Here is a 12,662-nt window from a genome sequence, read left to right on the forward strand (position 1 = left end):
GTCAATCACCTGCCGGTGATCCCGCCACCGTCCACCCCGCCGTGGCACCCGGTCCGGCAACAACGGCTCAATGCGTGCCCACTGGGCGTCAGTTAACGACACACATCAACCAACGATCAGATGATCCGAAGGAAACGGCCTAGACGGCCTGCGGGGGCTGTCAGAAGCTCCAGCTGTAGAGGCCGCGTTGGGGGCGAGGAAGCACACACGATGTCGTGGGCCATCCCGGCATGATGTCGCCCTCCGCGGGGGCGCCGGTGGCATCCAACTCGATCAGGTTGTTCCGCTGGGAACACGTCAGCGTTACGGCAGTGAGGGCGGACGCCTCCACCAGCGGGGAGCCCGGTGAGATGAGGTGCGCGGCCGGATGTCACAGCCGGAGGATACGGAGCGATGAGCATGACGAGGAGTGACTCGTTCGGGGAGGCATGGACGCGGCTGACGGAGTGGCTGGCGGTGATGGCCCCAGAGAGTCTGGCCGCAGTGCGCCCGGCCGTCGCCAGAGTGGGTTTCCCCCTGGAACTGAGCGAGTTGTACGCGCGTTGTGACGGCACGCTCCCCACCGAGGCAGGTCGGTTTCTGGTGTCCGGGTGCGGCCTCCTCGGCGTGGACGAGGCTGTGGCGCTGCGTGCGTGTCTGGTGTCCCTGGTGGACGGACCGGACGTGGAGGCCAATTGGTGGCGCCCGGGCTGGGTCCCGTGGGCGGCGAACCACGACGGCGCGAGCTGCCTCTTCGTCGACACCGGGCCAGGCCCGGGCCGCGGCGCCGTCGGCTACTTCTTCCAGGAGACAGGCGGGGAAGCGCAGCTTTGGCCCTCGCTCACCGCGTTCCTGGTGGCCATGGCCGAAGCAGTGGAGGAAGGCACGCCGTTCTTCGGCGAGGCACCGGTCCTGCACGGTGGCGCACTCGGCTGGGATTGAGGACGGGGTCGCTCCCCGGGAGATGCCTCCGGGGACCGACCCGCGTCACTGCGGCCCTGCTGTGGCGTCATGGTGCATCGCGTCAACGGCGCCTTGGCGGTGCACCCGTCGAATCCGGGGATGTCGAAGACGTCTTCGACCAACCCGCCGCCGGACCTGATCGCGCACGGGTAGGGTGCGGGCAGCGGCCGACTCATCGGCCCAAGCCCGCTCCCTGGCCCATGACCGGGGTGCACCACGGCGAAGGTGCCCGCGGACTCCAGCAGGGGTCCGGCCCGTGAGCATCAGGGTGAAGCGATCGTTCAACTTCCAGTCGCCGCACGGCCGCTGTGCCTTCCGCATGCTGCTCTTCATCGCGCATCGGGTCATGGGGCCGGGGCGCGGGAAGTTGCGAGCGCTGTATGACCAAGAGCCACGGCCGTAAGAGCCGAGCCAGAAAGACCAGCCGCCTCCAGCGTGCCGGCTTCGCCGCGGCCAACGCCGGAACCCTCCACGACCACCACGGCGGCCCCTCCAGCACGGACCTTAGGCCTGCTGATCCTGGCCTGTGGGGAGCGGAGTCCGCGCCGAACCTGCGGGCCGCTGCTGCACTGATCGGCGCCTGCATCGAGGAGTGCGCGCCGTGCCGGCGCTCCCTGTCCGGGAAACTCCTCGAGGCAGATCCGGTTGTGCTGGCGGTGACGGCCTGCGCCGTCTTCGCCCTGCACGCGGCCCGCGGTGCCGACGCCCAGGACTTCGCGGCCCAGCCCGCCGAGGTCTTCTTCCTTCTCGTCGACAGTGCCCGCGCGGCCGGGGACGACTTCCGGACGCCGACGGCGCTCGTCGAGCGGATGCCGCTGGCCGACCGTGTGCAGCTCCTCGATGAGGCGCTGGACCTGTGGGCCTCCTACGGACGGCAGCACCCCGACCTCATTCGCGGCGAGAACCTCGCGCGCGCCCTTCTCTGGTCCCACACTCCTGTCCCCGCCATGAACGGCCGAAGCAGCGCCGCCCCGGACCGCGCCGAGCCCCGTCAGCCCAGCAAGGAGAGCCAGTTCCCGATGGGTGAGCGCACCGACGACATCACCGTGAACGCGGAGAACGCGGCCCGCACCTTCGCCGAACTCGCCGCCGGCCTCCAGCGTGAGGGGATCGTGCACCCGGTTCAGGCCCAGCGCCTCGACGCTCTCCTCGCTCGCGCAAGAGTGGGCGAGGCCCGGGCTTGCAAAGCCGCCGCAATACGAGCTCAGGCGGCATATCGTCCCCGGCAGCGCGACTGGGCCGAGCGGGGCTCTGCTGCTGTTGTGGGCAGGGCTCGGTTGGGTGAGTATCCGTACTCATGACGTGAGCATGCCCGCGCAGCCATGATGGGCCGCTGGAACGGATCTTGATCGAAGGGGGCTGCAGGCGTGGCTGCGACTGTGGACGAACGTGACAGTAGGCGCGACGGCGGATGGGCGGGCAGGGCCCGTACGGTGCTGGGTCCGTTGATCCGGCCCGCCAGTGCAGGGGCGTTGTTGGGCGTCATATGGCTTTTGGCGTCGCTGCTGCGCTGGGACAGGGACGCCGTCGGCTTGTGTCGTAGCGATGAGGACTGGGGGTGTTTGGGGTTCGGACTACTGATGCTCTATGTCGTCTTCCCGCTCGTCGGGGCCCTGGTCGGCTGGGTGCTGCTGCGGGTGGCCGGTGTCCGTCCCGCCTGGCGGGTGGCCGCGCTCGGTGGGGTACTGGAACTGGCGGCCGAGCACTTGTTCTCCCGGGCGGAAGGCGGGCTCTACCTGGGTTCGTACACGGGAGTGCTCTTGCTGTCCGTGGTCTACGCGGCCGCCGCTGCTGTCGTACTGCCCGGAGTAGGTTCCCTCCGGCGTTGGGGTGTGCTCGCCGTGGTCCTGCTGCTGATGTGGCCGTTGACGGCCGTCCTGTGAGAACGTGCCGTTGCCGGACACACGGAACAGGAACCTGCTACCTCCCCGGTCCCGTTGCTGGCCCTCGAGCCGCACGACTATCGGATGTTTTTTCCGGAGGTCGACAAGGCCGGCGGCACGTTCGGCTCTCTGTTGCTACCCAGCTTGGTGAAGGCGAGCGCCGCCGACCGGGAGGAGCGCGGCGTCCGGGTGACCGTCGCCCCGCAGATCGCCCGCTTCGCACCTCCGAACGCGTGTGACGTCGATACCTCTTCCGGAGAGGTCGACGTGAGTCCGTGCGCCCAAGTGGCCCCCGATACTTGGCGATCATCCCGAAACGGGGTTACTTACTACATCGTGCGACGCGATGGCGTCATCGTTCTGCTCAGGGGTGGTGGTCCGGCTGTTTCCGACAGCGACCTGAGAGGCATGCCGAAGTCCCTCACCGAACGAAGGCCCGCGTTTTTCCTCAACTCGAACGGCATCCAAAAGTGTGGGCCAAGCGGGGTCGTGACGACTGCCGTGAGCCGCGTCTGCCGGAATGATGAGGTATCCCGATGGCGCAGGGTTGACGGCCGAGGAGAGTGCGCGGTGTGGGCGGGTCTGGTTGGCGGCGGCTGATCTGATGGACGCCGGTCCAGCGACCAGGAGTCGACGAGCCCATGGTGAAGGGCGGAGCGACAGCTAACCGGGCCGCAGCCGACTCACACGACCTGATTACTTGGTCGGGTGCGGCTCGGCCAGCCCTTCGCGGAAGGCGATGGACGCCGCCTCGGTACGGGTTGCCGCGCCCAGCTTTGCCAGGATGTGCGAGACGTGGACGCCCGCCGTGCTCGGCGAGATGTGCAACCTGGTAGCGATCTGCCGGTTGCTCAGCCCAGTGGCGATCAACCGGAGTACTTCACGCTCACGCTGTGTGAGACCGTCCTGGGTCGGCCGCGGGCGCAGGAACTGGGTGATCTGTCGGGTGAGCGGAGCGGCGCGCAGATCGTCGGCCAGCCGGGCGGCTTCCCTGAGGCGGGTCATCGCGCCGGGCCGGTCGCCCGCCGCCAAGGCGACGCGCGCGCCGTGGAAAAGGCACAGCGCCAGTTCGTACGGCTGCCGCAGCTCACGCCAGCGGGCCACCGCGTGGTCCCAGCCCTCATCGTCGAGCAGGGCCCTAAGCATCCCCTGCCAGGCCCCGTCCAGTGTCCCGTCGACGCCGAGCGCGGCGTCGGCCGCGGCGAGTTGAGCCTGCCGGGCCATGACCCGCTCCCGAAGATTCCGGCCGGCGCGAGGGGAGAGCCGTGCCCGCTGTACCAGGGCGCCTGCGACCAGGACAGGTCGGGCATCGCTGCTGTGGATCCGGGGGAGCACCGGGTCGGTCAGAGCCCGCTCCAGGAGCAGGTCGGCGCGTTCCGAGTCGCCCTGGGCGACGGCCAGCAGGCACAGCAGCTGATGGCGGGCGAACAGGCTTCCCCTGTCGGAGTCCGCCACGGCCGCGGCGGACTCTGCCGCCGCCGTCAGGTCACCGCGCAGCAGCGACAGATAGCCGGCGAGAGTGCGCAACCCCCGCCTCGACTGCGGTGGCGCGTCCGCCCCGAGTCCCTCTTGCAGCACGGTGTCCGCCTCGTCCCACCGCCCGGCCAGAATGAGGCCATGTCCTGCGTAGCGGGCGAGCTCGGCGCCACGGCTGCGGCCCAGCCCATAGCGCGTGGCGAGACGGATTCCATCGAGGGCGACCTCGATGGCGCGAGGATGCTCGCCGGCCTTGGTGTGCAGCGTGGCCTCGTACATCGGTACGGTCATCAACAGGTCGCTGCTGTCGAGCCGTTCAGCGAGCGCGCGGGCTTCGGCGAGCGCCCGGAGGTCACCGGTCATGGATCCGACTCCGAGGAGTCCGCGGATGGTGACCGTGGCGTCACCGGTTGCCCGGCCGATGGCGAGGGCCTCCTCGAACGAGGCGCGGGCCCGGTCCGTCTCGGGCAGCAGGCCCATCGCCAGTACGCCGAGCAGCCGTCCCCGCTGGAGGCTGCCCGGAGCCAGCAGGTCCAGGCCGCGTTCCCAGTCGGACACCCCGGTGGCGTCCAGCCGGTGCTGCAGTCTGCCCCGGTGCTCCAGGAGCAGGGCGGCCCGCTCGGGCTCACACCGCTCGTCCACGGCTGCGAGTCCGGCGCCGGCGTGGTCGATGCCGCGGGCGTAGTCGCCACTGAGCATGCACGCCTCGGCGGCTTCGGTGAGGACGTCGATCCGGTCGGCGCCCAACTGGGCTTTTGGGTCCCACAGGTCAAGGACCATGCCCAAGAGGCGGACCTGTTCGGCGTAGGCAAAGGACCTGCGCGCCTGTCCAGCGGCCAGGTAGGCGGCAGACAGCGCGAGTCCGCGATCTCCCGCGGCGTGGGCATGCGCGGCCAGCTCCGCCGGAGCGCCGCCCTCACGCAGGGCATCGGCATAGCCTGCGTGCAGGCGGGCCCGTTCGCCGGGCAGCAGGTCCTCGTACACCGCGTCCCGGATCAGGGCGTGGCGGAACGAGTAGCCGTCGCCGGTCACGACGAGCAGGCTGCGATCAATCAACTCACGCAGCAGGACGTCCAGTTCGGCCCCGTCCTGCCCGGCCACGTCGGCCAGCAGGCGGTGCCCGACCCACCCGCCCGCCACTGACGCGATGCGCAGCAGTCGGCGAGTGGGGCCGGGCAAGGAACGTGGGCCATTCAGAAGCAGGTCGCGCGCCCCGTCCGGGGTTCGCTCGCCGGCCCGGGCAAGAGCCTCGACGAACAAAGGATTGCCGTCGCTGCGTTCATGGACGCGGCCGACGGTGGCCGGGGCCGGTTCGGTGCCGAGGATGGCGGCCAGTTGGCGCCCGACATCCCGTTTGCCAAGGCGTTCGAGGCGCAGCCGGGCGGTGCGCGGTCGCCGGGTGAGTTCCGATAGCAGCAGTCCGGCCTCGGGCGGCCGGTGGGTGACCACGAGGAGCACCCCGGGTGTGCTGAGGTTCCTGGCGAGAAAACCAAGCAGTTCGCAGGTGGCGGCGTCCCCCCAGTGCAGATCCTCGATCGTGACGACGAGCGGCCCGCCGGCGGCTACTCGTTCGATCAGCGTGAGCACCTCCTCGTACAGTTGGTGCCGGCCGCCCGTGGTGGCGTGGTCGCTGTCCGCCTCGCCGAGCTCGGGGAACCAGCGCGCCAGCCAACGATACGAGCCGGGCATCACACCCTCGACTCGGATCAGCGCCCGGACGATCGTCACGAACGGTGCGTACGGCAGGCTGTCCTGACCCAGCTCTGCACAGGCGCCCCCGACCACGCGCACGCCCGGGTCGAGCGACCGCGCGAACTCGGCGAGCAGCCGTGACTTGCCGATCCCGGCCTCCCCCGCCACCGGCCCCTGCTCGACAGCGGTGTCCAAGGCCGCCGTCAGCGCCGACAACTCCTCGTCCCTGCCGATGAATACCGGACTGACCACACGATGCGTCACCACGGCGTCAGCATATAAATAGGGAGATCGCTCGATGTGACGCGCCTGTTTATCCGGCGATGCTCGAAGCATGACGACGACCTACCCATTGCGGACCATCGCACCCCACGAGATCGACGCGTGGGCCCGTATGGTCACCACGACCTACGGCCAGGACTGGCAGGAGGGCGGATTGCGGGGTGCCGCCCGCTCCCTCGAACCCGACCGTACGATCGCCGCCTGCGACGGCCGGGAGATCGTCGGTGGCGCGTCGATCTACGGCCGCGTCATGACGGTCCCCGGCGCGGCCGTACCCGTCGCCGGGATCACGCTGGTGGCTGTCCTGCCCACCCACCGGCGCCGCGGCATCCTCACCGCGATGATGCGGAGGCAGTTTACCGACCTGCACGAGTCGGGAGGCGAACCGATCGCCGCGCTCAACGCCGCCCAGGCCACGATCTACGGCCGGTTCGGCTACGGCGTCGCCAGCCACGTCGCCGAGATCCGCGGCGACAAACGCTTCATGGCGCTGCGCCCCGGCACCGACCTCGGCGACGGAATGGTTCGCCTGCTCGCCCGCGAGGACGCGCGTCCGCTCCTGGAAAAGGTCTACGAGGGGGCGCGCACCGCCGCAGTCGGATGGGTCGACCGGACCGAGAAGTTCTGGGACGCGCGGCTCGCCGACAGTGAGCGCGCACGTGACGGAGGCACGGCTCTGCGCTTCGCCGTCCACCTGGAACCCGGCGGTGAGGCCACCGGCTATGCCGTCTACCGATCCAAGTCCGACCTGGTGCAGGTCGTCGAGGTCGCGTCCACCTCCCGGCAGTCGTACGCCGCTCTGTGGCGTTTCCTCATCGAGCTCGACGCCCACACCGGCCTCGCCTACGACGGCGCCGTCGACGAACCCTTCCAGCACATGCTGGTCGATCCGCGAGCGGCCCGCGCCTCGGTGATCGACAACCTGTGGGTCCGACCAGTGGACGTCGCCAGGGCCCTGGCGGCACGCCGCTACGCGACTCCGCTGGACGTGATCCTGGAGGTCCAGGACACGTTCTGCCCCTGGAACACTGGCCGTTACCACCTCTCGGCCGAAGGCGACAACGCCACGTGCGAACGCACTCGGGCCCGGGCCGACCTGCGCGTGACCTCCGCCGAGCTCGGCGCGGCCTATCTGGGCGGGACCACCCTGGCGTCGTTGGCTGCCGTGGGACGGGTCGAGGAACTACGGCCGGGTGCGGCAGCTGCCGCCTCGCTCGCCTTCCTGGGCGACCGCGCACCGTTCCACCCCTCGGGCTGGGCCTTCCCCGCCTTCTGACTCCACCCCGTACGTGAAGGAGGACCACTGCATGGACACCCACCGCCTCGGTCGCACCCAGGTAGAGATCACCCGACTCGGCTTCGGCGGCGGCCCGTTGGGCGGCCTGTTCGAGCCGCTGGACGACGCCACCGCCGCCCAGGCCCTGGACGCCGCCTGGCAGTTGGGCATCCGCTACTTCGACACCTCACCCCACTACGGCATCGGCCACTCGGAACGCCGTCTCGGCGACATGTTGCGCGGCAAACCTCGGGCCGACTTCACGCTGTCGACCAAGGTCGGGCGACTGCTGGTGCCGCAGGACCCGCAGGGCCGGATGGACGAGTCCTTCGCTGTCCCGGCCACACACCGCCGGGTGTGGGACTTCACCCGTGACGGCATCCGTCGCAGCGTCGAGGACTCCCTCACCCGCCTCGGCCTCGACCGGATCGACATCCTCTATCTCCACGACGCCGAGGAACACTTCGAGGTAGGTGGCCAGCGACACCCCGGCCAAGGCCAGGAAGCGATCAGGCTGATCGATGACAGGGAAGGTGGACTCGGCCCGGCAACCCGCTCTGGAGCTGGCGCCTCGCTACGGGAATCGTGGTGTCAGCTGGTAGGGGCGGGGGTTGTCCCCTTCAGGCCGACGGCTTTTAAGGCCGGCGTGGAATCAGTTCGGTGACGCCGCTCGTTGCCGGCCGAGCCAAGGTTGACAGTGTCGCGTGGTCTGGAGACAAGGAGCAGGCCGGGTCGGTGCGGGTGGCATCGCCGGTCAGAGCGAAGGCCTGGCACCGGCAGCCGCCGAAGTCCTGATCGCGCCGGTCGCACGTTCGACACGGGGAGGGCATCCAGTCAGTACCTCGATAGAGGTTGAACGGCTTGGATTTCTCCCAGATCCAGCGCAGTGGGTGGTCTTTGACGTTGACCCCGTCAAGGCCGGGCAAGGTGGCAGCCGCTGGGCAGGGCAGAGCGGTGCCGTCCGGGGTCACGGTGAGGGAGACGGCTCCCCAGCCGCCCATGCAGGGTTTTGCCACTCCGTCAAAGTAGTCCGGGGCCACCCATACGATCTCCAGCTGCCCGTCGAGCCGCTCCCTCCATCTGCTGACGGATTCCACGGCCCGGGCGAGCTGGTCCCGCCCGGGCATCAGCGCCTCCCTGTTCAGGAGGCCCCATCCATAGAACTGCGTGTTGGCCAGCTCGATACGATCGGCACCCCAACCCAACGCCAGTTCCATCAAGCCGTCGATGGCGTCCAGATTGTGCCGGTGCAGTACAGCATTGACACCCAGAGGCAGTCCTACGTCTTTGACGAGCGCCGCAGCAGACTCCTTGGCTGCAAACGCCCGGCTACCGGCGATCAGGTCCGAAGTGGCGGCGTCGGAGTGTTGGACAGAGAGCTGGACGCTGCGCAGTCCGGCATCGGTCAAGGAGCGCAGCCGAGCCGCGTTGAGGCCTGAACCGCTGGTGACCAACTGGCTGTACAGGCCTGCCGTTTCGGCGCCGGAAACAACGACATCGAGGTCTTTGCGGAGCAGCGGCTCTCCACCGGACAGATGGGTCTGCAGAACGCCGAGCTCTGCGGCTTGGCGGAACACCTCAACCCATTGTTGTCCGCTCAGTTCTTGTGATCGGCGCGTCAGTTCCAGGGGATTGGAGCAGTAGCCGCAGTGCAGGGGGCAGGCGTGGGTCAGCTCTGCTAGTAGGCCCCAGGGGGGTGGGATCGTGTTCACCGTATCCAGCCTTTCTCACGCATCCGTTCTATGAACGGACCGACCTCTGTGTCGACGGGCGCGTGAGGGAACCGCTTCCGGAGCTCTTCGATGATCTGTTCAACCGCTCTGGTTCCGTCGCACAGTTCCACCACCTGCTGGGCACTGCCCTCCAGCACCACCACCCTCTCCGGCATAAGGAGGACGCGGTTGCCGCGTGCCCTGTCGTGGCGCAGTACCACGGCGGGAGATATCTGCGGACACCATGGGCGCTCCGGGCCGCTCATCGTGCGCTCTCCGGTCTGCCGCCGTGTTCCACGCTGTCGAGAAGAGACCAGAGGACGTCACATTTGAAAGCCAGTGCAGACAGAGCCTTGTACTGGTCGCTGCGGGTCCGCGCCCAGTCGATCACCCAGGCGAGCGCCTCGACGCCGTCCCGGCTCCCTTGCGGAACCCTGCTGCGAAAGTAGGCAAGGCCCGCTTCTTCGATCCACGGGTAGTGAACGGGGAAGGTTTCCAGACGGGTCATCATGATGTTCGGTGCGCACAGTTCGGTGAGTGAGGAGGCGACGGCCTCCAGCGCAGGGCTGAGCCGGCAGAAGTTCACGTAGCCATCGACGGCGAGTCGCACGCCAGGCAATACATGTGTGCCCGAGACTACTTGGCTGCGGCTCAGGCCAACCGCCTCACCGAGGCGCAGCCAGCGCTCGATGCCGCCCTCGCCGTCGACCAGGCCGTCGTGATCCTGGATCCTGCGCAGCCAGGAGCGCCGCATTGACGGCTCGGGCAGCTTCGCGAGGATCAGCGCGTCCTTTACTGGGATGCTGCGCTGGTAGTGGAAGCGGTTGGACACCCAGGTGCGTAGCTCGTCGGGTGAGAGCTCGCCCCGGTGCATTCGCAGGTTGAACGGGTGTCTGTCGTGGTAGCGGCTCCTGGTCAGGTCCCGGAGCTCGGCTTCGAACAGGGTGGGGGACAAGAGCTCGTCGTCCGGTTCCTGCGCGCCTGCAGCTTCCGCGGCGTCTCGCAGCGGTGCCGTCGTCATAGGTCGATCACCATCCCGTCCTGCGCCACCTCGAGTCCTTGCTCGGCCAGAACGCCGTGCTCGGGAGCGGAGGGGTCGACCAGGGGATTCGTATTGTTGAAATGGGTGTAGAGGCAGCGGGCGGGCAGCGCGGCGAGCCGTTCGGCGGTTCCGTCCGGGCCGTCGATGGGCAGATGTCCCATGCCGGTGGATGTCCGAGTGGAAATGCCCATCCGGCGTGGCTCCTCGTCGTCCCAGAACGTTCCGTCGATGAAGGCGCAGTCGGCTCCGGCCACTGCCTTTGAGAAGTCCTCGCTCCATCCGGCGAGTGCTGGCGCGTACAGCGCCGTCGTGCCGCGGGCGGGATCGTGCAGAGTGACCGCCGAAACCCAGGCGCTGTGTTCAGGTGCGTCCGCCGCATAGCGGGGACGCTTGGTTGACAGATGTACGGCCGCGATCTCAATACCCGTGACAACTGCTGGACTCTGGTCGACCTCGGGTAGGTCATGCCAGGTGAGTGAGGTGTACGGGGTGAGGACGGTGTCCAGCGCCAGACGTTCGCGCACGGCCTGGCGCACGGGCGCGGTGGCGTAGATCTCGATGTGACGTGCCTCGCGGAGTCTCAGCAAGCCGCTGGTGTGGTCGAGTTCGGCGTCGGTGAGCAGGACGCGGACGACCGGTGTGCGTTCCTCCCCAGGCCCTGGCCGCAGTTCGCTGTGTGTCTCAAGGTGCGCTGCCACATCGGGGCCGGCGTTTACGAGGAACCAGGAGGACGGATTGTGCCCCAGGACGGCGAGGGAGTCGTGGCTGCGGCGACGGTCGGGGTGGGTGCGTGCCCCGGAACAACCGGGGCACGCACAGTTCCATTGAGGAACGCCTCCACCTGCTGTCGTGCCCAGCGTGAGCAGGCGCACGGGGTCTTCTTCTAGAGGGCGTTGAGGGAGTAGGCGGTGACCTCCATGGCCGTGTCGACGACCGTGAAGTCAGGGGTGACCCAGGCGGTGGTGGCGCTGATGATGGTGTCGGCCTGCGGGTCGGGTGTGGTGTTGTCGAGCATCTCGGTGTCCCTTCGGGAGCTGAATCGGGGGGTCGCGGCAACTCTGTGGCTGGCTCGCGGTGGGGCGGGGGCGGGGCAGAGACCCAAAGAGCTAAGACCGCTAGATGGTTCTAATGGGCCGCTAGATGGGTTGCCTCATACGCTAGGCAGGGTGGGCTGCAGTGGCAAGGGGCGGGACGGAGGTCATCCGGATTGCCGTCGGCCTCACTGCCCCGGCGGGTTGGTTGGCGGTACGGCAGGCTGTGTGGCCAACCAACCCTCAACTGTTCGCCGTTACTTGCAGAAGGGCCTCATACCGGCGGCGGACTGGATACCTCCGACGATGAGCTTCTGGAACTCGGCCGCACCGGCGAACGAACTGTCGGTGGTGAACTCCTTGGCGTCGTGGCCGAGCGTGGTGACCCAGGAGCGGCCGCCGTCGTAGTACTGGCACCAGGCCACCGGGTGGTTGTCTGCGTGGCCGGGGTGGTTGTAGTTGCCGGCCACACCCTTGGCGAGGGTGCTCTCGTCCACCTTGGCGAGAAGGCGCACCTTGGTCGGAGCGGGCACCAGGTTGTACCACTCGTCGGTGAAGTTCCAACGAGTGGGAAGCTCCTTGGTTGAGTTGTCCTTGCGCTCCACCGTCTGGACGACTCCCGGCTGCGCGGCACCGTGGTCGTAGAAGTTGGCGTTGCCCAACAGGCCTTCATACCAGGGCCAGTTGTATTCGGTGCCGAAGGCGTTGTGGATGCCCACGAAGCCGCCGCCGCCGCGGATGTACTGGCGCAGGGATGTCTGTGCGGCGTCGTCCAGCGCGTCCCTGCTGGTGGAGAAGAACACCACGGCGTTGTACTTGAACAGGGTGTTCGGTGAGGCGAGCTGGGTGACGTCCTCGGTGTAGTCGACCTGGAAGCCCCCTTTCTCACCCAGCTTGAGCATGGCGTTCTGGACCACGTTCGCGTCGGTCAGGGGCGGGTTCATGCCGGCGCCCAGCGCGGGGCCCAGGTTGGCGTGACGGGGCCCTGCGGTGCGGGTGTAGAGGAGCACCTTGTAGCCCTTGGCCGGGTCGAAGTTGCCCCAGTCGTGGTAGCAGTCGTCGTCGAGACCGCGGCAGACCCCGTAGTCGGGGTCGCCCAGTTCCTGGGCGCCGGTTCCGATCCGGCCGTGGGCGAAGCTGAGAGTCCCTGTCGCGAGGAGCGCCGCGACCATGGCGAGCGTCATTCCGATGGTGGCCAGGACTGCTGAGCGAGTGCTCAGGGCTCTGGCCCGGGGCGTTCTTCCTGTCATGAGAGTGCTTCCTTTTGGTGCGGATGGCATGCCGAACCGGCACGCCGGCAGGCGTGCGGAAAGTGATGGGCTGGCG

Annotated in this window: 12 protein-coding genes and 1 pseudogene; 5 read left to right on the forward strand and 8 right to left on the reverse strand. The window is 68.4% G+C overall.

Annotated features, from left to right (window positions below; all coding sequences use genetic code 11):
* Window positions 1-102, reverse strand: a 102-nt coding sequence (locus tag ABZT74_RS33400; protein ID WP_356441136.1) for a transposase, incomplete at its 3' end; no start/stop codon positions are given.
* 297 nt (window positions 103-399) lie between these two features.
* Between ABZT74_RS33400 and ABZT74_RS33405 the strand changes: the two genes are divergently transcribed.
* The 3 genes from ABZT74_RS33405 (at window position 400) to ABZT74_RS33415 (ending at window position 2,825) form a co-directional block, all read left to right on the forward strand.
* Window positions 400-921, forward strand: a complete 522-nt coding sequence (locus tag ABZT74_RS33405) for an SMI1/KNR4 family protein (protein ID WP_356441049.1) — start codon at window positions 400-402, stop codon at window positions 919-921.
* 401 nt (window positions 922-1,322) lie between these two features.
* Window positions 1,323-2,243 (forward strand): hypothetical protein, encoded by a 921-nt coding sequence (locus ABZT74_RS33410; RefSeq protein WP_356441052.1) that lies wholly within the window; start codon window positions 1,323-1,325, stop codon window positions 2,241-2,243.
* Window positions 2,244-2,522: 279 nt separating this feature from the next.
* The gene (locus ABZT74_RS33415; RefSeq protein WP_356441055.1) at window positions 2,523-2,825 is read left to right on the forward strand and encodes a hypothetical protein; all 303 of its coding nucleotides are present in this window, start codon (window positions 2,523-2,525) and stop codon (window positions 2,823-2,825) included.
* 696 nt (window positions 2,826-3,521) lie between these two features.
* Here the strand turns inward: ABZT74_RS33415 and ABZT74_RS33420 are convergent.
* Window positions 3,522-6,260: an AAA family ATPase gene (locus tag ABZT74_RS33420; RefSeq protein WP_356441058.1), complete on the reverse strand. Its 2,739-nt coding sequence runs from the start codon at window positions 6,258-6,260 to the stop codon at window positions 3,522-3,524.
* 67 nt (window positions 6,261-6,327) lie between these two features.
* Between ABZT74_RS33420 and ABZT74_RS33425 the strand changes: the two genes are divergently transcribed.
* Both ABZT74_RS33425 and ABZT74_RS33430 read left to right on the forward strand, forming a co-directional pair.
* Window positions 6,328-7,551, forward strand: a complete 1,224-nt coding sequence (locus ABZT74_RS33425) for a GNAT family N-acetyltransferase (RefSeq protein WP_356441061.1) — start codon at window positions 6,328-6,330, stop codon at window positions 7,549-7,551.
* 31 nt (window positions 7,552-7,582) lie between these two features.
* A pseudogene (locus ABZT74_RS33430) lies at window positions 7,583-8,020 on the forward strand (aldo/keto reductase); the annotation flags it as partial.
* A gap of 166 nt (window positions 8,021-8,186) precedes the next feature.
* On the opposite strand, the gene pqqE reads toward ABZT74_RS33430, so the two are convergent.
* The 6 genes from pqqE to ABZT74_RS33460 form a co-directional block, all read right to left on the reverse strand.
* On the reverse strand, window positions 8,187-9,263 hold the full coding sequence (pqqE, locus tag ABZT74_RS33435) for a pyrroloquinoline quinone biosynthesis protein PqqE (RefSeq protein ID WP_356441065.1): 1,077 nt from the start codon (window positions 9,261-9,263) through the stop codon (window positions 8,187-8,189).
* A complete protein-coding gene (pqqD, locus tag ABZT74_RS33440; protein WP_356441068.1) occupies window positions 9,260-9,529 on the reverse strand; it encodes a pyrroloquinoline quinone biosynthesis peptide chaperone PqqD in 270 nt (89 codons plus the stop codon). Before pqqD ends, pqqE begins: the two co-directional genes overlap by 4 nt.
* On the reverse strand, window positions 9,526-10,284 hold the full coding sequence (pqqC, locus tag ABZT74_RS33445; protein ID WP_356441071.1) for a pyrroloquinoline-quinone synthase PqqC: 759 nt from the start codon (window positions 10,282-10,284) through the stop codon (window positions 9,526-9,528). Before pqqC ends, pqqD begins: the two co-directional genes overlap by 4 nt.
* Window positions 10,281-11,177, reverse strand: coding sequence for an MBL fold metallo-hydrolase (locus tag ABZT74_RS33450; RefSeq protein WP_356441074.1), 897 nt, complete (start codon window positions 11,175-11,177; stop codon window positions 10,281-10,283). The genes pqqC and ABZT74_RS33450 overlap by 4 nt, the downstream gene beginning before the upstream one ends.
* Window positions 11,178-11,188: 11 nt before the next feature.
* The gene (gene pqqA, locus ABZT74_RS33455; protein ID WP_356441076.1) at window positions 11,189-11,320 is read right to left on the reverse strand and encodes a pyrroloquinoline quinone precursor peptide PqqA; all 132 of its coding nucleotides are present in this window, start codon (window positions 11,318-11,320) and stop codon (window positions 11,189-11,191) included.
* A 273-nt stretch (window positions 11,321-11,593) separates the two neighbouring features.
* The gene (locus tag ABZT74_RS33460; protein ID WP_356441079.1) at window positions 11,594-12,586 is read right to left on the reverse strand and encodes a ThuA domain-containing protein; all 993 of its coding nucleotides are present in this window, start codon (window positions 12,584-12,586) and stop codon (window positions 11,594-11,596) included.
* Between the last annotated feature and the right edge of the window lie 76 nt (window positions 12,587-12,662).

It is taken from the genome of Streptomyces sp. NPDC005302, from assembly GCF_040607345.1.
Classification (GTDB): domain Bacteria; phylum Actinomycetota; class Actinomycetes; order Streptomycetales; family Streptomycetaceae; genus Streptomyces.